The sequence below is a fragment of the Chitinophaga sp. CB10 genome (assembly GCA_001870995.2).
Classification (GTDB): Bacteria; Bacteroidota; Bacteroidia; order Chitinophagales; family Chitinophagaceae; genus Chitinophaga.
In genome coordinates this window covers 91,839-109,958 of the sequence record MLAV02000015.1, presented here as the reverse complement: position 1 = coordinate 109,958, position 18,120 = coordinate 91,839, and the positions used below count along the sequence as shown (strand labels likewise).

At 52.1% G+C, this 18,120-nt stretch carries 18 protein-coding genes; 15 read left to right on the top strand and 3 right to left on the bottom strand.

The genetic code is table 11. The annotated features are described in order from the left end of the window. Positions 1-14: 14 nt before the first annotated feature. From leuC to BOC67_RS19495, 6 genes are all read left to right on the top strand, one after another. Complete coding sequence (gene leuC, locus BOC67_RS19520) at positions 15-1,412, top strand: 3-isopropylmalate dehydratase large subunit (RefSeq protein WP_291912626.1); 1,398 nt, start codon at positions 15-17, stop codon at positions 1,410-1,412. Between the two features lie 28 nt (positions 1,413-1,440). After that, positions 1,441-2,190 carry a class I SAM-dependent methyltransferase gene (locus BOC67_RS19515; RefSeq protein WP_291912623.1) on the top strand — a complete coding sequence of 250 codons (750 nt, stop codon included), beginning with the start codon at positions 1,441-1,443 and terminating at the stop codon, positions 2,188-2,190. Between the two features lie 5 nt (positions 2,191-2,195). Then, positions 2,196-2,795, top strand: coding sequence for a 3-isopropylmalate dehydratase small subunit (gene leuD / locus BOC67_RS19510; RefSeq protein ID WP_291912621.1), 600 nt, complete (start codon positions 2,196-2,198; stop codon positions 2,793-2,795). Between the two features lie 34 nt (positions 2,796-2,829). After that, positions 2,830-3,909, top strand: a complete 1,080-nt coding sequence (gene leuB / locus BOC67_RS19505) for a 3-isopropylmalate dehydrogenase (RefSeq protein ID WP_291912619.1) — start codon at positions 2,830-2,832, stop codon at positions 3,907-3,909. A 30-nt stretch (positions 3,910-3,939) separates the two neighbouring features. Next, entirely contained in the window at positions 3,940-5,448 is a 1,509-nt protein-coding gene (locus BOC67_RS19500) for a 2-isopropylmalate synthase (protein WP_291912617.1), read from the top strand. A gap of 101 nt (positions 5,449-5,549) precedes the next feature. Then, on the top strand, positions 5,550-6,311 hold the full coding sequence (locus BOC67_RS19495; RefSeq protein ID WP_291912615.1) for a hypothetical protein: 762 nt from the start codon (positions 5,550-5,552) through the stop codon (positions 6,309-6,311). 199 nt (positions 6,312-6,510) lie between these two features. On the opposite strand, the gene BOC67_RS19490 is transcribed toward BOC67_RS19495, so the two are convergent. Further along, positions 6,511-7,203 (bottom strand): M15 family metallopeptidase, encoded by a 693-nt coding sequence (locus BOC67_RS19490; RefSeq protein WP_291912613.1) that lies wholly within the window; start codon positions 7,201-7,203, stop codon positions 6,511-6,513. A 132-nt stretch (positions 7,204-7,335) separates the two neighbouring features. On the opposite strand from BOC67_RS19490, the gene BOC67_RS19485 reads away from it, so the two are divergent. The 9 genes from BOC67_RS19485 to BOC67_RS19445 all read left to right on the top strand — a co-directional run bounded on the left by BOC67_RS19485 (position 7,336) and on the right by BOC67_RS19445 (position 15,129). Then, on the top strand, positions 7,336-8,118 hold the full coding sequence (locus BOC67_RS19485) for an SDR family NAD(P)-dependent oxidoreductase (protein WP_291912611.1): 783 nt from the start codon (positions 7,336-7,338) through the stop codon (positions 8,116-8,118). A 70-nt stretch (positions 8,119-8,188) separates the two neighbouring features. Continuing rightward, entirely contained in the window at positions 8,189-8,947 is a 759-nt protein-coding gene (locus tag BOC67_RS19480) for a hypothetical protein (RefSeq protein ID WP_291912609.1), read from the top strand. A 24-nt stretch (positions 8,948-8,971) separates the two neighbouring features. Beyond that, positions 8,972-9,823: a fumarylacetoacetate hydrolase family protein gene (locus BOC67_RS19475; protein ID WP_291912607.1), complete on the top strand. Its 852-nt coding sequence runs from the start codon at positions 8,972-8,974 to the stop codon at positions 9,821-9,823. Positions 9,824-9,828: 5 nt separating this feature from the next. After that, the gene (locus BOC67_RS19470; RefSeq protein ID WP_291912606.1) at positions 9,829-10,155 is read left to right on the top strand and encodes an L-rhamnose mutarotase; all 327 of its coding nucleotides are present in this window, start codon (positions 9,829-9,831) and stop codon (positions 10,153-10,155) included. Positions 10,156-10,219: 64 nt separating this feature from the next. After that, positions 10,220-11,047, top strand: coding sequence for an amidohydrolase (locus BOC67_RS19465; protein ID WP_291912603.1), 828 nt, complete (start codon positions 10,220-10,222; stop codon positions 11,045-11,047). Between the two features lie 12 nt (positions 11,048-11,059). After that, complete coding sequence (locus tag BOC67_RS19460) at positions 11,060-11,842, top strand: SDR family oxidoreductase (RefSeq protein ID WP_291912601.1); 783 nt, start codon at positions 11,060-11,062, stop codon at positions 11,840-11,842. A gap of 50 nt (positions 11,843-11,892) precedes the next feature. Next, positions 11,893-13,200: an L-fucose:H+ symporter permease gene (fucP, locus tag BOC67_RS19455; protein ID WP_291912599.1), complete on the top strand. Its 1,308-nt coding sequence runs from the start codon at positions 11,893-11,895 to the stop codon at positions 13,198-13,200. A 60-nt stretch (positions 13,201-13,260) separates the two neighbouring features. Next, positions 13,261-14,049 (top strand): MbnP family protein, encoded by a 789-nt coding sequence (locus BOC67_RS19450; RefSeq protein WP_291912597.1) that lies wholly within the window; start codon positions 13,261-13,263, stop codon positions 14,047-14,049. 18 nt (positions 14,050-14,067) lie between these two features. Next, a complete protein-coding gene (locus tag BOC67_RS19445; protein WP_291912595.1) occupies positions 14,068-15,129 on the top strand; it encodes a cytochrome c peroxidase in 1,062 nt (353 codons plus the stop codon). On the opposite strand, the gene BOC67_RS19440 is transcribed toward BOC67_RS19445, so the two are convergent. Together BOC67_RS19440 and BOC67_RS19435 are read right to left on the bottom strand one after the other, a co-directional pair. Then, a complete protein-coding gene (locus tag BOC67_RS19440) occupies positions 15,130-15,699 on the bottom strand; it encodes a DNA-3-methyladenine glycosylase I (RefSeq protein WP_291912592.1) in 570 nt (189 codons plus the stop codon). Positions 15,700-15,917: 218 nt separating this feature from the next. Continuing rightward, the gene (locus BOC67_RS19435) at positions 15,918-18,119 is read right to left on the bottom strand and encodes a DUF4954 family protein (RefSeq protein WP_291912590.1); all 2,202 of its coding nucleotides are present in this window, start codon (positions 18,117-18,119) and stop codon (positions 15,918-15,920) included. Position 18,120: the final 1 nt, after the last annotated feature.

Below are 18,120 nucleotides of genomic sequence, written 5' to 3'. Positions count from 1 at the left end.
AGGAAGCAACAAGGATGGGAAAAACGTTATTTGACAAAATCTGGGACAGCCACATCGTGATGAGCAAACCGGGCCACCCGGATGCCGTGTATATTAACACGCACTTTATCCACGAAGTAACCAGCCCGCAGGCATTCGACGGCCTGCGCAAGCGCGGGATCCCTGTTTTTCGTCCCGCCAAAACAAGAGCCACTGCCGATCATAACGTGCCAACGATGGATCAGCACCTCCCGATCAAAGAAGCATTGAGCCGCATGCAGGTAGAAATGCTCACTAAAAACACCGCCGAATTCGGCGTGGAACTCTATGGCCTCGGCCACCCCTACCAGGGTATCGTACACGTGATCGGCCCCGAACTGGGTATCACCCTGCCGGGTATGACCATCGTCTGCGGCGACAGCCACACCTCCACCCATGGCGCCTTCGGAGCCATCGCCTTCGGTATCGGTACTTCCGAGGTAGAACAGGTACTCGCTACCCAGTGTATCCTCCAGTACAAACCTAAACGTATGAAAATTGAGGTGAACGGCGTCCTGAAAAGCGGCGTTCTCTCTAAAGATATCATCCTGTACATCATTTCGAAAATCTCCGCTTCCGGCGCTACCGGCTACTTCGTGGAATACGCCGGCGAGGCCATCCGTAACCTCAGCATGGAAGCCCGGATGACTATCTGCAACATGAGCATCGAAATGGGCGCCCGCGGCGGTATGATCGCTCCGGACCAGGTGACCTTCGATTATATCAAAGGCCGCGAGTTCGCTCCTAAAGGGGCCGACTGGGATAAAGCCCTCGAATACTGGAAAACCCTGTATTCCGATGCGGACGCGCAGTTCGACCAGGTGCTCACCTTCGACGCCGCCGACATCGAACCGCAAATCACCTACGGTACCAACCCGGGCATGGGCATGGGCATCACCCAGCAAATTCCGTCCCTGGACCAGATTGACGAAAAAGAAGTGCCTTCCTTCAGGAAGTCGCTCGACTATATGGACCTGCAGCCAGGCGCACCGCTGCTCGGCAAAAAAATCGACTACGTATTCATCGGTAGCTGCACCAACTCCCGCATCGAAGACCTCCGCCTCGTGGCCGACTTCGTAAAAGGAAAACAAAAAGCAAAAGACGTAGTGGTATGGATCGTGCCAGGCTCCAAACAGGTAGAAGCCCAGGCCATCGCCGAAGGATTGGATAAAGTACTCACCGCCGCCGGCTTCCAGCTCCGCGAACCCGGATGCTCCGCCTGCCTCGGTATGAACGAAGATAAAGTACCTGCCGGCATGTACTGTATCTCTACTTCCAACCGCAACTTCGAAGGCCGCCAGGGTCCAAACGCCCGCACCTTCCTGGCCAGCCCGCTGACCGCCGCCGCCGCCGCTATCACCGGCCGCGTAACAGATGTAAGAGAATTGGTGTAAATCACCGCCACGGCTAAACGTTATGACTATGAACCAGTGGAATGCTGACTTATATAAAGAAGAACATGCCTTCGTTTTTGAATATGGCGACAGCCTCGTAGACTGGCTGCAACCACAACCAGGCGAAGAAATCCTCGACCTCGGATGCGGCACCGGTGAACTCACCGCCCGTATCGCCGAATCAGGAGCGCATGTTATCGGTATCGACGCCTCTGCCAGCATGATCGAAAGCGCTAAAAAACACTTTCCGGAAATCAGCTTCAGAGTAGCCGACGCCACCAGGTTTTCCCTGCCCCTGCAATTCGATGCCATCTTTTCCAACGCCACCCTCCACTGGGTACGCGAAAAGGAAAAAGCCATCGAACGGATGTACACCCACCTCAAAAAAGGCGGACGGCTCGTCATCGAAATGGGCGGCAAAGGAAACGTGGAAAGCATCCTCCGGGAACTGGAATACGTCATGCAGGAAAAAGGATACGCCTACCAGCCTTTCTGGTACTTCCCTTCTCCGGCGGAATACACCACCCTCCTGGAAAAAGCCGGCTTCACCGTTGAAAAAGTACAGTACTTCGAAAGGCCTACCAAACTCAGTAACCCTGAACGCGGTATCATCACCTGGCTGGAAATGTTTGGCGACCACTTCTTCACCGGGGTGCCCGCTCATATCAGATCCGCCATACTGAAGGAAGTACAGGAACAACTGGCGCCCGCATTAACCAGGGAAGGTAATTTATATGCAGACTACGTCCGACTGAGAGTGGCTGCCGTCAAAAAATAATTATAATGAGCAAGATATTTCAACACTTAGTTTCTACCGCGGTACCAGTACCGATCGAAAATATTGATACAGACCAGATCATCCCGGCGCGCTTCCTGAAAGCGACCACCAGGGAAGGCTTCGGCGAAAACCTCTTCCGCGACTGGCGCTACGAAGCGGATAACACGCCTAAAGCTGATTTCGTTCTCAACAATCCCATCTACTCCGGGAAAATCCTTGTTGCCGGCAAAAACTTCGGCTGCGGCTCCTCCCGCGAACACGCCGCCTGGGCCATCGCCGACTATGGCTTCAAAGTAGTGGTGAGCTCCTTCTTTGCAGATATCTTCAAAAACAATGCACTGAACAACTTCATCCTGCCTATCACCGTCAGCGAAGGCTTCCTGGATAAGATCTTCACCGCGATCGAAAAGGATCCGAAAACCGAACTGGAAGTAGACCTCGAAAACCAGTTCATCAAAATCAAAGCTACCGGCGAACAGGAAAATTTCGATATCAACCCGTATAAGAAAACCTGCCTCCTCAATGGCTACGATGATATCGACTACCTGCTCAGCTTACGCAGCGACATCGAAAAATACGAGCAGTCCAGACCTTTCAACTTTTAATACACCGAATAAATTCAAATAAAGTACACTCTACATGGGCGTTGATAAAAAAATATTAGTTATACCGGGTGACGGCATTGGACAGGAAGTAACAGCCTGGGGACAAAAAGTACTGGCTACCATTGCCAAAAATTACAACCATACTTTTCATTTCGACGAAGGAATCATGGGCCACGTAGCCATCGAGGCTACCGGCGAGCCGCTGCCAGATAGTACGCTGGACAAAGCTAAAAACAGTGATGCCATCCTCTTCGGCGCTATCGGTCACGCAAAATATGACAACGACCCTACCCTCAAAGTACGGCCGGAACAAGGTTTGCTCAAGATCCGCAAGGAACTTGGCCTCTATGCCAACCTTCGCCCGATCAAATTATTCGACGAACTGCTGGAAGCTTCCAGCATCAAGCCGGAAATCCTTCGGGGAGCGGATATCCTCTTCTTCCGCGAACTGACGGGAGATGTGTACTTCGGGGAAAAGAAAAGAACGGAAGACCGTAACACCGCGTCCGACCTGATGATCTACCACCGCTACGAAGTGGAACGCATCGCCCGCAAAGCCTACGAAGCCGCGCGTACCCGCCGCAAAAAACTCTGCTCCGTAGATAAAGCAAACGTGCTGGAAGCCAGCCGCCTTTGGAGAGAAGTGGTACAGGAAGTGGCAAAAGATTACCCGGATGTGGAAACGGAACATATGTTTATCGATAACGCAGCCATGCAGCTCATCAAAGACCCGAAACGCTTTGACGTGGTGCTGACAGGTAACCTCTTCGGGGATATCCTTACCGACGAAGCCTCTCAGATCGCCGGCTCCATGGGTATGCTCGCCTCTGCGTCCGTGGGGGATAAAGTAGGCTTCTATGAGCCTATCCACGGCTCCGCGCACGATATCGCCGGTAAAGGTATTGCCAACCCGCTGGCATCCATCCTTTCCGCCGCGCTCATGCTGGATATTTCCTTCGGCCTGAAAACGGAATCACAACGCGTTATCAAAGCCGTGGAAGCCACACTGCGCCAGGGCTACCGGACAATGGATATCGCCAATAAACATACTGATAACGACTTTATCATGGGTACTGACGCCATGGGCGCGAAAGTACTGGAGAACCTGAACTAATCTTACTAAACCGAAAATAGTTACACTATCATGGATAATAACCGTGTATTTGTCTTTGATACCACCCTGCGCGATGGTGAACAGGTACCAGGCTGTCAGCTGACAACCGTAGAAAAAATCGAGGTCGCAAAGAAACTGGAAGCACTCGGCGTAGACATCATCGAGGCTGGTTTCCCCATCTCCAGCCCCGGCGATTTCCAGAGTGTGGTAGAGATCTCCAAAGCCATTACTGAACCGGTAATCTGCGCGCTCACCCGCGCCAATACCAAGGATATCGACGCCGCCGCAGAAGCCCTCCGCTTCGCTAAACGCGGCCGTATCCACACCGGTATCGGTTCCTCGGATATGCACATCAAGTATAAATTCAACAGCACCCGCGAAGAAATTCTCGAACGTGCCGTGAAAGCAGTGGCCTACGCCCGCAAGTTTACCGATGATGTGGAATTCTACGCCGAAGACGCCGGCCGCGCGGATAACGAATACCTCGCCCGCATGATCGAAGCAGTAATCGCCGCAGGCGCTACCACCGTCAACATCCCGGATACCAACGGCTATTGCCTGCCGGATCAGTACGGCGCCAAGATCAAATACCTGGTAGATAATGTGCCCAATATCGATAAGGCGATTATCTCCGTACACTGCCATAACGACCTCGGCCTCGCTACCGCCAACACCATTGCCGGTATCCAGAACGGCGCCCGCCAGGTGGAATGTACCATCAACGGTATCGGAGAACGTGCCGGTAACACTTCCCTCGAAGAAGTGGCCATGATTTTGAAAACACACCATACGCTGGGATATCATACCAACATCAATTCCAAAGGCATCTACGAGATCAGTAACATGGTGTCATCCATGATGCGCATGCCTGTTCAGCCAAACAAGGCGATCGTAGGCCGCAACGCTTTCGCGCACAGCTCCGGCATCCACCAGGATGGTATCCTGAAGCACCGCGAAAACTACGAGATCCTCAACCCGGAAGATGTAGGTATCAATTCCAACTCTATCATCCTCACCGCGCGTAGCGGCCGCCACGCACTGAAACACCACCTGGAACGCCTGGGTTATAAACTGGATAAAATCAACCTCGACGAAGTGTACGAACGCTTCCTCGTAATGGCCGACAGTAAAAAGGATGTTTCCGATGCGGACCTGCTGCAACTGATGGGCGATGGCGATAGTAAAGTCTATGACGACGATAAAGGGATTAAAGTAACGCTGCTGCAGGTAGTATGCGGTGATCCGCTGCGCCCGATGGCTACCGTAAAACTCCTGGTCAACGGCGAGGAAAAAGAAGCCAGCGCCGCAGGAAACGGCCCTGTTAACGCTACCATCAACGCCATTCATGAAATCATCAAGGATGATATCGACCTGGACGAATTCAGCATCCAGGCCATGCACGGCGGTAGCGAAGATGTGAGCAAAGTGAACATGCGCGTGAAATACAACGGGCAGTCCTACTACGGCTTCGGCTACTCTACCGACATCGTCAACGCTTCTGTACATGCCTATGTAGATGCATTGAATAAAATCTACTAGTATTCATAACGATTGATTTACGTTTGAATTTCCCGGCCGCTGATTTAGTGCATCAGCGGCCAATTTTTTTTGTATCTTCCCGGGATTAACCTGTAGTAGTAATGCATCCATCCAGATACCTGTACATCCTGTTGCTGACCTGTAGCGCCGCCTGTACCCGCCCGGAGCTGAAAGCTGACGTCAATGTACCCTCCCTGCCTGCCGTGATCGATGAGCAGGACAGAAGGACGACCATCGAGTACGACAGAAACCTTAATGCCGCTAAAATCATCACTGAAGTACCCGCTACCAGCGCCGGCTGGAAGTTGCAGGAATCTATCAGTATCGACTATACGAATAACAGGCCCGTTACCATCCATTACGGCAACACGCCCGTTTACCTCCGCTACAATGACGCCGGGGACCTGGTGGAAATTGACCGGGACCTGATCCGCAAAAATGAATACGATTCCCTCGTGTACGATAACCAGCGCCGCATCATCGCCATTTATCATTTCAGCAGCCGGCCCACCGTGGAATTCCTGGAATGGTCGCAGCAAAACCTCGTGGCGGTGGATGAAGCCTATGTGACCGATACCGTGCCGGCATATTTCAAAACCTATCTCTACCAGTATGATGACAAACCCGGTTACTACAAAGCCTTACGCATACTGGGTTTGGTAGACAGGAGCCGGAGATATTACCTCTCCGGAGGCAATGTGGTCAACACCTGGTTTAACCAGGAAGGAAACGCCATGCCGCTGGAAACCTTCGTGATGGACGTGCAGTACCAGTCAAACGGGTTACGCTCCTCCTGGGTGGAGGAAGTGTGGGATGATGTGGATATGGTGGCTTCCCGGCAGGTGCAGGTTAAATACCGCTAAAAGACGTTGCCTTAACATACAGGAAACAGCCATCCGGTTCATTGGCGTATAATAAAAATAAGGGGGTGAAAATTTACCGCCCCGGTGCAGCAACTGCCCGTATCCGCTACGATTTACGCATGGAGGCTGCCTGACATTGCCACCCTGGCTGTTTTCACCCGTGCCCCCGGAGGGCAGGCCTTGCCGGCAATTGCATCCCTTAAAACACAATATCCATCAGGGGGTATTTCTTATAATCCGGGAGATAATAATGCCACCACTCCGTGCGGCTCCCTTTAAATCCCAGTTGTTTCATCGTGTCCCGCAATAGCTTGCGATTGGCCGCAACCTTCGGGTCCGCCGGCTGGTAGTTCTCGTGCGCTTTTTGCGTGAAATCGTCAAAGTCCGTAGGCATGGCCACCGGCTTGCCCGTTTTCAGGTCCACCATGCTCAAATCCACCGCCACGCCGCGGTTATGCCCGGAGCCTTTCTTCGGATCAGCGGCATACAGGTCGTTCGGCACAATCTTAAACATCAGCTCCGTACAGCGGTACGGCCGGTACGCATCATAGATCAGCAGGCCGTATCCCTTTTTATTAAGCAGGGCCTGTACCTGTTTAAGCTTATCTGCCGCAGGCCTGCGGAGGTAAATGGCAGTGGAGCTGTATAATCGCTGATGCGTAAAATTATTCGTAGTAGCATAGCGCACATCCTTGCGGATGCCGGGGATATATTTTTCCAGGTCTACCAGTTGTTGCGCACTGTCTTTTCTGACCAGTTGTTCGTATTGTTTTTTATCCTGCAGGACGGCCAGGCCGTATTTGTTGAGAGGTATCTGTTGGGCCCGCAGCGGGGTAAAAGCGCTGCCAGCCAGCAAAAATAATAAGGTCGTCTTCAGCCGTCTATTTGTCATAAATTCACTTAATTGCCTCAAAAATTACTGAAAATTGTGAAAATTAGGCAAGAAAGTACAAAATACAGTGAAAATACAATTGCAATTCAGTAGCTATAATAGGTATTTTAGAACCCTTAAATTCTATAAAAAATGGAGCTGTTCAGATTAGATAATAAAGTGGCAGTTATCACCGGTGGTGGTAGCGGAATAGGACAGGCGATAGCAAAAAGTTTTGGCGCGCAGGGTGCAGCAGTGCATATCCTGGAATTGAACGAAGAAGGCGGTAAAGGCACTGCCGCTGAAATTATTGCCGGTGGAGGCAAAGCGCAGGTGCATGCCTGCAACGTGGCCGACCAGGCCGCGGTGATTGCCGTGATGAATAAAATTATCGAATCTGCCGGTAAGCTGGATATCCTCGTTAACTGCGCCGGCATTGCCCACGTAGGCAAGCTGGATACTACCGCAGAACAGGATTTTGACCGCGTGTACCAGGTAAACGTGAAAGGCACTTACAACTGCATGTACGCAGTGATAGGCCAGATGAAAAAACAGGGCGGCGGCGTGATCCTCAATATCGCTTCCATCGCTTCCAGCGTGGGTATTCCGGACAGGTTTGCCTATTCCATGAGTAAAGGCGCGGTACTCACCATGACCTTATCCGTTGCAAAAGATTACCTGGCCGATAACATCCGCTGCAACTGCGTATCGCCTGCAAGGGTACACACGCCTTTCGTAGACGGTTTCATCGCCAAAAATTACCCGGGCAGAGAAGCGGAAATGTTCGAAAAACTGAGCAAAACCCAGCCGATCGGCCGCATGGCCAAACCTGCGGAAGTGGGCAACCTGGCCCTCTACCTCTGTTCAGACGAAGCCGGGTTTATCACAGGCTGCGATTACCCGATCGACGGTGGATTTATTCGCCTGAATAACTAAAAAATCTAATGTGATGGGTGTAACTTTAGGTTGATTGCCTATATTTATCCATCACAAACTATAGATATACATGAAAAGAATTCCCGTTTACCTGGCGATAGCCGCTTTAGGTTTTACTGCCGCCTGTAATAACGCACAGCAATCCGGAAAAGGCGCCGCGCAGCAATCGGACTCCGTACCTATGACGCCTGCCACCGCCGCCGGTAAAGTAGAAGTAGTACTGAAAGACAGAACGAAAGATACGGCCCACGTGGTGATCAAATTCTCCATCAACGGCCAGGAAAAGGAAAAAACCTTTGAACAGGCCATCCTCCAGGAAGGCAGCGATGAGGATGTGATCCGCGTAGCGTGGGATAAGCCCAACAGCGCCTACATCGGCGTAGTGAAGCCCAACCGCGCCCCGCGTTACTACCATGCCAGCGTCGACAGCAGCAACGGCGCGCTGAAAATCTTCTGGGCTACGGTACCGCCTAAACCGGTTTGGCTCTACATGGAAAATGTACAGGGCCTCGGTAAGGTAGCCGCCTCCGGCGAAACCGTTACCAGCTACAGGAAAAATATCCAGTCAGGTAAAATCATCGAGGACTTCATCGTGGATATCAAACCAGGCGCCAGTCCTGACAACGTGGTGCTCTACGTGGAATTTGCCGGTGTGAATAAAACCATGACCATGCCTGTTCCACAGGGTTATAAACCTACCATTCAGAAAACTGCAACGCCTGATCACGTGTACTTCTCCATGGAAAAGGACGGTAAGCTGGACGCAGTCATGGACCTGAAGGTAGAAGATGGCCGCCTGCAGGTGGAACATCTGAAAGAAATAAAATAATAGCAAAACAATAAAAACAGCGTAATGAAACTTATCAGGTTTGGTTTACCAGGTGCAGAAAAGCCAGGTGTTGTAACAGATGCCGGCATGTTTGATGTAAGTGCATTTGGAGAAGATTATGGAGAGAAATTTTTTGAAACGGATGGCCTTAACCGCCTCGCCGCATGGTGGGCTGCCAATAGCGCCAGCTGCCCGCAGGTACCCGCCGGCGCCCGCCTCGGACCTGCCGTACAGCGCCCTTCAAAAATCGTGTGCATTGGTTTGAACTATGCCGACCACGCTAAGGAAACGAACGCGCAGATCCCTGCCGAACCAATCGTTTTCTTTAAGAGCACTTCTTCCCTGGTAGGCCCTAACGACGACCTGATCATTCCGCGCAACAGCGAAAAAACCGACTGGGAAGTGGAACTGGCCGTTGTTATCGGTAAAAAAGCCAGCTATGTGGACGAAAAAGACGCCATGGATTATGTAGCCGGCTATTGCCTCCACAACGATTATAGCGAACGCGCTTTCCAACTGGAAAGAGGCGGCCAGTGGGTAAAAGGTAAAAGCAACGATACCTTCGCGCCACTGGGCCCATGGCTCGCCACCAAAGATGAAATTGCGGATGTAAACAACCTGCGCCTCTGGCTCACCGTAAACGGTAAAACCATGCAGGACGGCACCACCGCCAACCTCATCTTCAAACTGCCATTCCTGGTTTCCTACCTGAGCCAGTTTATGACCCTGCTGCCGGGAGATGTGATCTCCACAGGCACCCCTGCCGGCGTTGGCCTGGGTATGAACCCGCAGGTATATATCAAACCGGGCGATGTCATCGAACTGGGTATCGATGGCCTGGGTACTTCCAAACAAACAGCGGTAGCTTACAAATAAGCCATATGAGGTATTGTCTTGCACTCGACCTGGTAAACGATCCGCAGCTGATCAGCGAATACGAAGCTTATCACCGCGACGTTTGGCCGGAAATTAAAAAAAGTATCACCGACAGCGGTATCACCAGCATGGAAATCTACCGTGCAGGCAACCGCCTGTTCATGATCATGGAAACCGGCGCCGCTTTTACCTTTGAGCGTAAAGGCGCCATGGATGCCGCTAATCCCAAAGTACAGGAATGGGAACAGCTGATGTGGAAATATCAGCAGGCCATCCCCGTAGCCAAACCGGGAGAGAAGTGGGTGGTAATGGACAGAATATTTTCCTTATAAGATACCAGACGCCGCGCAATGCCTGTAACAGGGCGCTGCGTGGCGTTTACCGTAAATAAACGTTATGATCATTGATGCACACCAGCATTTCTGGAAATATGATCCCGTAAAGGACGCATGGATAGATGATACCATGGAAGTGATCCGGAAAGACTTCTTCCCGGAACACCTGCAGCCCGTGTTGCAGGCGCATGGTGTGGATGGCTGCGTGGCCGTACAGGCGGACCAGTCCGAAAAGGAAACCGCTTTCCTGCTGGACCTCGCCCAAAAACATGACTTCATTAAAGGAGTGGTAGGCTGGACGGACCTCCGCTCCCCGGACATACAGGAGCAACTGGCACACTACGCACAGTTCCCGCTCCTCAAAGGATTTCGTCATATTGTACAGGGGGAACCAGATCCCATGTTCCTGCTGAGGGAAGATTTTTGCCATGGGATACTGGCCCTTGCACAATATGATTTTACGTACGACATTCTCGTATATCCGAAACAGTTACCTGCCGTGGTGGAATTCGTTAAAAAATTCCCCCGCCAACGCCTCGTGATCGATCATATGGCCAAACCGGATTTTAAATCTGGCGAGCTGGAGATATGGGCGGCGCAGATGCGGGCCATCGCATCCTCGCCAAACGTGTACTGCAAGGTAAGCGGATTGGTTACCGAAGCGGATTGGGAAAACTGGCAACCCGGCCACTTCCAGCCTTTCCTGGAAGTAGTGCTGGAAGCGTTCGGCTGCGATCGGCTGCTGTTCGGGTCCGACTGGCCCGTATGCCTGCTGGCAGCGGAATACGGAGAGGTGAAAGAGATCGTCACCAACTTTATCAGCAGCCTTAGCCCTGCTGAACAACAAAAAATAATGGGTGGCAACGCCATCGCATTCTATCATTTATAATTATTGATTACAATGGATTTAGGATTACAGGATAAAGTGATTATCGTTACAGGCGGAGCCAAAGGAATTGGAGAAGCTATCAGCCGTATTATAGCCCAGGAAGGCGGCATCGCCGTTATTGCCGGCCGCAATGCTGCTGATAACGAGAAAACTGCTAACGCAATCATGGCAGCAGGCGGGAAAGCCCTGGCGGTACAGGCCGAACTGGGCAAAGTGGAAGATTGTAAAAAAGTAATCGACGCTACCGTTGCCGCCTATGGGAAAATCGACGGACTGGTGAACAATGCCGGCGCCAACGATGGAGTAGGGCTCGAAAGCGGCAGCCCGGAACGCTTTATGCAATCCCTGCAAAACAACCTCTCGCACTACTACAACCTGGCCCACTACGCGCTGCCTTACCTGAAAGCCACTAAAGGAAACATTGTGAACATCGGCTCCAAAGTTGCCACCACCGGCCAGGGAAACACCTCCGGCTACGCGGCATCCAAAGGCGCAATCAATGCCCTTACCCGTGAATGGGCCGTAGAACTGCTGCCTTACTCCATCCGGGTGAATACCGTGATCCCTGCTGAAGTGTGGACGCCATTGTACGAAACCTGGATTAATTCTCTCCCTAATCCAAAAGAAAAACTGGCGGCTATTACCGCTAAAATACCATTTGAAACCAGGATGACCACCTCCGAAGAAATCGCTAACACCACCGTGTTCCTGCTCTCCGGAAGATCGTCCCATACGACCGGACAAATTCTTTATGTAGACGGAGGTTATACCCACCTCGACAGATCCATCAGCTAGGAAATTTCACTGATACAATACAAATAATCACCTGATCACAAAAACTCGTTATGGCCGGAGGCGCAGTAAGTAATTCCACCTACGCCAGTACAGCACCCGCTGGAGGGAAAAAACAGCACTACCTGTTCCCTTTTATACTGGTAACAAGTCTATTCTTTTTATGGGCGCTGATCCACAACCTCAGCCCCGTACTGATCCCGCACCTGAAAAAGGCCTGTCAGCTGACGGACCTGCAATCGTCTTTCATCGATTCGGCCGTATTCGCCGCCTATTTCCTGATGGCGCTGCCGGCGGGAGCAGTGATGCGCAAATTCGGCTATAAGGCAGGGATCATCTTCGGCCTGCTGATGTATGCCGCCGGCGCATTCCTGTTCATTCCTGCGGCTAACAGCGGGCAATACCTGGCCTTCCTGGCGGCGTTGTTCATCATCGCCTCCGGCCTCACCTTCCTGGAAACTGCGGCCAACCCGTATGTGACCATCCTGGGCAAGCCGGAAACCGCCACCGTTCGCCTTAACCTGGCCCAGTCCTTCAACGGGGTGGGCGCCGTAGTAGGCCCTATCCTCGGCGCAAGGTTCATCCTCTCCGGTACGGAACACTCCAAAGAGGAACTGGCCGCCATGACGCAGGACCAGCTGCAGGCATACCTGCACAGCGAAGCGGCTACCGTAAAAATGCCATACCTGATCATCGGTCTGGTGGTGCTGCTGATCGCCGCCCTGTTTTTCATGACCAAAATGCCGGAAGTGCAGGAAGTGGAAGACCAACAGGAGGATACCACCGGTTCCAAAGGTTCCATCTTCCGTCATAAACACCTGATCGCCGCCGTAGTAACACAGTTCTTCTACATCGGCGCGCAGGTGGGCGTAAACGCGTTCTTTATCCGCTTTGCGAAATTCTCCGCAGGCATCCCTGAAAAGGAAGCCGCCAACCTCCTGGGCTGGGTAGCCGGCCTCGGCTTCATGGTAGGCCGCTTCTTCGGTACTTTCCTCATGAGCAAGGTGAAACCGCAGGTCCTGCTCACCATCTACGGCGCTATTAACGTAGGGCTGGTATTACTGGCTATGACCACCAAAGGAACCATCGCCATCGGCGCGGTACTGGCCATACCGTTCTTTATGTCTATCATGTTCCCAACCATCTTCTCACTGGGGTTAAGAGGTTTAGGGGGAGATACGAAGTTCGGCTCTTCATTACTGGTAATGTCTATTGTAGGCGGCGCAGTTTGCCCGCCATTGATGGGTGTCATCTCTGACGCTTCCAACATCCAGATGGCCTATATCGTACCGCTGATCTGCTTCGCAGTAGTGGTATGGTTTGGCGCCAAAGGCTATAAGCTCGACCAGGCCCACGCCTAGTTAATTTATACCCGAAATCCGCAAAATCATCGTACCTTCCTGACAACAAAAAGGAACACCATGATTTTGCGGATTTTTAGTTCCCGAACGTTTACTATCCTGAGTTGTAGCAGCATCCTCCTGCTGGCGGCCTGCTCAAAATCAGAGAACAACCAAACGATAGTACCCCCCACCACTTACGCTACCCTGCAACTCCGCTTCAGCAATTATGCAGGCAACGCGCCCCTGCAAAGGAATACAGGCGTTTATACCAATGCCGCGGGGGAAACCTACACCATCACCAGGTTCCTTTACTATCTCAGTAATTTCCAGCTGGTAGATACAGCGGGCCGTATAACGACCCTGCCTCAACGATATTTCCTGGTAGACGATGCGGTGGATTCCACCAAAACCCTCCTGCTCGACAGTGTGCCTGCGGGGCGATATAAGGCCATTAAATGGCTGATCGGGGTGGATAGTGCCCGCAATGTCAGCGGCGTGCAGGCGGGCGCGTTAGCCCCTGAAAACGGCATGTTCTGGACCTGGAACAGCGGGTATATCATGGCCAAGCTGGAAGGAACCTCGCCGGCGGCCACCACCGCCCTCAAGGACTTCCAGCTGCACGTAGGCGGTTTCAAAGCGCCGTACAACGCCCTGAAAACCGTCACGCTGGATCTTCCCGCGAACGTAACCGTAGCCGCAGGGGCGCAACCGAAAGTCAGCTTCCGGGCAGATGCCGCCAAATGGCTGAATACGCCCAACGTCATCAGCTTTGCCGCCACCAGCATTGTAATGGCCGCCGGGCCTGACGCGCTGAAAATTGCCGCAAACTACCAGCAGATGTTCACCGTTACGACAGTAGCCAACTAACTGGCTACATACATCCCTATGAATCGGAAAATAACATACATCGCAGGACTGATAGGACTGGTCATACTCCTGGCGCACGCCTGTAAAAAGGACGGCGCCGGCAACACCGGTACCACTCCGCCACCCCAGCCGGTGACGCTGCAACTCCCTGCGGGCTTTCCGCAACCGGTCTACGACTTCTCCCAAAACCCCCTTACCAAAGAAGGCATTGCCCTGGGCAGGTACCTGTTTTACGATTTCCGCCTGTCGGCGGATAGCACGGTTTCCTGCGGCTTCTGCCACCAGCAGTTTGCCGGCTTCGGGCACTTCGACCATCCGCTCAGCCATGGCGTACTGGGCCGCCAGGGCACGAGGACGGTACCCGTGATTTTCAATATGATCTTCATGAAAGAGTTTATGTGGGACGGCGGGGTGAATAACCTGGAAATACAACCGCTTACCCCGCTCACGGACCCCAATGAAATGGGAGTGGACCTGAAGGACCTGCTGAAGAAAATGCAGGGCGATCCCCATTACCGCAAAATGTTCCTGGCAGCATTTGGTACAGAGGAAATAACGAGCCAGCGCATGTTCCGGGCCATTACGCAATTCGTAGCCACCATGGTGTCCGGCAATTCCAAATATGATAGCGTAGTCAATAAAGTAGGAGGGGCGGCCTTTTCACCGGAAGAAGAGGCAGGGTATAAGGTATTTCAGCTCAAATGCGCCGCCTGCCATAAGGAACCATTATTTACCGATCAATCCTACCGCAGCAACGGCCTGCCCATCAATGTGCTGCAGGATGTGGGCCGCATGCGTATCACCAACAGTACTGCGGACTACCTCAAATTCAAGGTGCCCACGCTGCGGAACGTACTGAAAAGTCAACCCTATATGCATGATGGCCGCTTTTACGATATCTACCAGGTATTTGATTTCTATGACCACGGCGTGCAGGTGACCGCCACCACCGATCCATTGGTGAAAAACGGCATCCCGTTAACCGATGCGGAAAAGCGCCAGTTATACTTTTTCCTGAACACCTTAACGGATTATACCCTGTTGCAAAATCCTGCATTCAGCGAGGTGCCCATCCCGTAACTATTGCTTTGCTTTCCAGCACCCGGCCACATGGTCATTCACCATGCCGGTAGCCTGCATATAGGCGTAACAGATAGTGCTGCCAACAAACTTAAACCCCCGCTTCAGCAGGTCCTTGCTCATAGCGTCGGAAATAGCGGTTTTAGCCGGCACCTGGCTCATAGAAGTGAATTTATGCTGTATCGGCGCATGGTTCACAAACGACCAGATGTATTTATCGAAAGAACCAAATTCCTGCTGCACGGCGAGGAATGCCTTAGCGTTCGTGATAGTAGCGTTGATCTTTAAGCGGTTGCGGATAATGCCGGGGTTTTGCAGCAGCGCTTCCACTTTTTTCTCGTCGTATTTAGCGATTTTTTTTGCATCCCAGTTATCGAATGCCTTGCGGTAATTTTCTCTTTTTACGAGTATGGTGTACCAGCTGAGGCCCGCCTGAGCGCCTTCCAGGTTAAGCATTTCAAACAGGTGCACGTCATCGTGCTGCGGGGTACCCCATTCGTTGTCGTGGTAATCGATGTACAGCTGGTCTTTGGTGCACCAGCCGCAGCGCACTTTTTCTTTTGTTGCCATGCGGGCTAAATTAGCTTTTTTCTTGCAAAGGGGTTTTTCTGGCGGGGAGGTTTTTTCTCGCAAAGGGGCATAGGATAGCAAAGTACGCAAAGAGGGCCTTCGGCCTATTTGCGCGAATGAGAAGACATCTGCTAACTTGTGCCTCTTTGCGAGAAAAAAAAAGCAAACATCATCCTCTGCGAGCTCTGCTAACTTGTGCCTCTTTGCGAGAAAAAGAACTATAATTCCCACTCCTGAATCAGCCGCCGCACCTGTTCCTTATACCCTTTCAATTCCTCTTTGGTCGCATTAATGAAGCTATTATTTTCCAGGCTGCCTACTACAATATCCATTTCCTTTTCATTGCTGTACGTCATCTTACGGAAAGGATTTTTATAATCCTTCTCCCTTGATTTAAAGATGCCTTCCGCAATCCACTCCATGGTTCCAATACTATCCACCAGCCATTGCTGCAAGTGTTGCGTGGTAAAATTTTTCAGCGGCACCTCTTTAATTTCCAGCATGCTGGCAACAGCATGCTGCAGCTTATCGGAGGCATATTCCTGGCCAATTTCCTTGTAAGCGTCGTGCAGCTGGCCCCAGCTGCTGATGCGGTTTTTGCGGATGCGCTGCTTGAGGTTTTCCAGCGTTTCAGCTTTCATCAGCTGCCCGCCTACGTTTACCCATGGCGTGCGTTTAGCGCCTTTTACAGCGGCCTGCAATGCCACGAAGGAAGGCTTGGCGGCCGCCACAATATTTTTAATACCGTAAAATACGATCAGCTCCCTGAAAACAGGATAGGCCTTATGCACTTTGGTCAGCACCGTTTTGCGGTTACTGTTTTCCATGCCTTCCGCATAGATGGTGAGCCGGCTCACGTCTTCGGGTCTTTCCAGCAGCAGCTCTTTCCCTTTTTTACGAAGGTCCTTTTCTGTCAGCGCTTTCCGCGGTTCGTTTTCAGGCAATGCATACCATGCTTTGGCAGTAGCGATTTCCATAATGGCCAATGCGGTAAACATTTCTTCCACGGAATCCGGCGCCAGGTAATCGTATTCGATGAGTTGTTTTTTATCGATCCGTTTGTCGCGGTCCACATACTTCCAGGAGTTGCGGGCAATGGCGTACATATTGTACAGGAACCAGTAGCCGGGCATCACCTGCAGCACGTTATCGTGCTCGTCGTTGCTGACGAGGCTGAACGGAATGGGGATATTCAGTTCGCAGAGATAGTTCCCTTTGGAGATCAGCGTGAAGTTGGCAAATTGTGAATTATGTTTAAGGCTCACGCATAGCCCCGGCCAGAATCCCCTGCCGGCAATGATTTCCCCGTCCGCGCCGCGGGAGTTGTGGTTGGAGCCCACCGTTGCGCCGGCAGCCATATTACTCTGCCCCATGATCATGGATGCACAGAGGAAGGAGTTGTTATGGTGCTGCTCATGCGCCGGAAATATGAGGGAGTTCAATACTTCGCAGCAGGAGATGGTAGAGTTGTTGCCGAGGTAGGAGTTAATCAGCCGGGCGCCGTATTTCAGCTGGCTATGGGAAGCCATTACAAAACGCACGGCCTTTACGCCGTAGAAAATGCGGCAGCCGTACCCTACGATGCCGTTCACCAGCTCCGTACCTTCCCCGATCTGGGAGCGGGCTTCCGCGGTACTTTTGATGGTGAGGTTCTTCAGCTTGTTGGCGCCTTTCAGGTAAGCGTCCGTACCAATGGTCACATCCTTGATCATGCGGCAGTTCTTGATCACGGTGCGGTCGCCCACCATGCCGTAATAGCCCCTGCGTTTGTCAAACTGCTTTTCCGTGAAGTTGCGGAACTGTTGCTGTAACTGGAGGTCGTCCCGGTTGCGGGTCCAGAGGTAAGCGTCGCCGGGGAGCATGCCATCGAAGGGCAGTACAGCGCGGCCGCCGTTTTCATTGCAGAGTTCCAGCTCAATGCGCAGGCTTTCCGGTTCATTGCTCTTCACGATCCCGTTCCCGAATTTGGCAACATCGGAAGTCACCATTTCGTTTACGTTGGCAATGATCACTTCGTTGCCGAGGATGTAGTGGGAGAGGTAGTTGACGTTATGCACTACCACGTTATCCCCGAAGTCGCAGGCGCAAATGGTGCTGTTATACAGGCCCACCGGCAGCTTCAGGTTACGGTACTCCAGATAATAAGGTTCCAGCTTGCCGATGCGCACCATCCCAAAGAAGTGACAGTGCTGCACCAGCTGCGGATTAAATTCATCGGATACGAAGATGTTGTTCCAGTTGTCGGACGTATTGTCGTTGCGGACGAGCGCCTCTATTTCATACGCCGTCAGCTGGCGAAACTGTTCTTTGTTTTGCCATTGCTCATTGCGCAGGTAGTACTCGTCCTTCCCTTTTGGAAGTTCATCTTCAATAAAGTTATACCCCAGGCCTTCCAGGGGCATTTTTCGGATGTTGTTCATG

Excerpts from the sequence above, each read along its gene's own strand:
- BOC67_RS19470 (WP_291912606.1), top strand. The coding sequence starts at position 9,829 with ATGAGGTATTGTCTTGCACTCGACCTGGTAAACGATCCGCAGCTGATC.
- BOC67_RS19465 (WP_291912603.1), top strand. The coding sequence starts at position 10,220 with ATGATCATTGATGCACACCAGCATTTCTGGAAATATGATCCCGTAAAG.
- BOC67_RS19480 (WP_291912609.1), top strand. The coding sequence starts at position 8,189 with ATGAAAAGAATTCCCGTTTACCTGGCGATAGCCGCTTTAGGTTTTACT.
- BOC67_RS19440 (WP_291912592.1), bottom strand. The coding sequence starts at position 15,699 with ATGGCAACAAAAGAAAAAGTGCGCTGCGGCTGGTGCACCAAAGACCAG.
- BOC67_RS19500 (WP_291912617.1), top strand. The coding sequence starts at position 3,940 with ATGGATAATAACCGTGTATTTGTCTTTGATACCACCCTGCGCGATGGT.
- BOC67_RS19485 (WP_291912611.1), top strand. The coding sequence starts at position 7,336 with ATGGAGCTGTTCAGATTAGATAATAAAGTGGCAGTTATCACCGGTGGT.
- leuD (WP_291912621.1), top strand. The coding sequence starts at position 2,196 with ATGAGCAAGATATTTCAACACTTAGTTTCTACCGCGGTACCAGTACCG.
- BOC67_RS19490 (WP_291912613.1), bottom strand. The coding sequence starts at position 7,203 with ATGACAAATAGACGGCTGAAGACGACCTTATTATTTTTGCTGGCTGGC.
- BOC67_RS19475 (WP_291912607.1), top strand. The coding sequence starts at position 8,972 with ATGAAACTTATCAGGTTTGGTTTACCAGGTGCAGAAAAGCCAGGTGTT.
- BOC67_RS19495 (WP_291912615.1), top strand. The coding sequence starts at position 5,550 with ATGCATCCATCCAGATACCTGTACATCCTGTTGCTGACCTGTAGCGCC.
- leuC (WP_291912626.1), top strand. The coding sequence starts at position 15 with ATGGGAAAAACGTTATTTGACAAAATCTGGGACAGCCACATCGTGATG.
- leuB (WP_291912619.1), top strand. The coding sequence starts at position 2,830 with ATGGGCGTTGATAAAAAAATATTAGTTATACCGGGTGACGGCATTGGA.
- BOC67_RS19450 (WP_291912597.1), top strand. The coding sequence starts at position 13,261 with ATGATTTTGCGGATTTTTAGTTCCCGAACGTTTACTATCCTGAGTTGT.
- BOC67_RS19445 (WP_291912595.1), top strand. The coding sequence starts at position 14,068 with ATGAATCGGAAAATAACATACATCGCAGGACTGATAGGACTGGTCATA.
- BOC67_RS19460 (WP_291912601.1), top strand. The coding sequence starts at position 11,060 with ATGGATTTAGGATTACAGGATAAAGTGATTATCGTTACAGGCGGAGCC.
- BOC67_RS19515 (WP_291912623.1), top strand. The coding sequence starts at position 1,441 with ATGAACCAGTGGAATGCTGACTTATATAAAGAAGAACATGCCTTCGTT.
- BOC67_RS19435 (WP_291912590.1), bottom strand. The coding sequence starts at position 18,119 with ATGAACAACATCCGAAAAATGCCCCTGGAAGGCCTGGGGTATAACTTT.
- fucP (WP_291912599.1), top strand. The coding sequence starts at position 11,893 with ATGGCCGGAGGCGCAGTAAGTAATTCCACCTACGCCAGTACAGCACCC.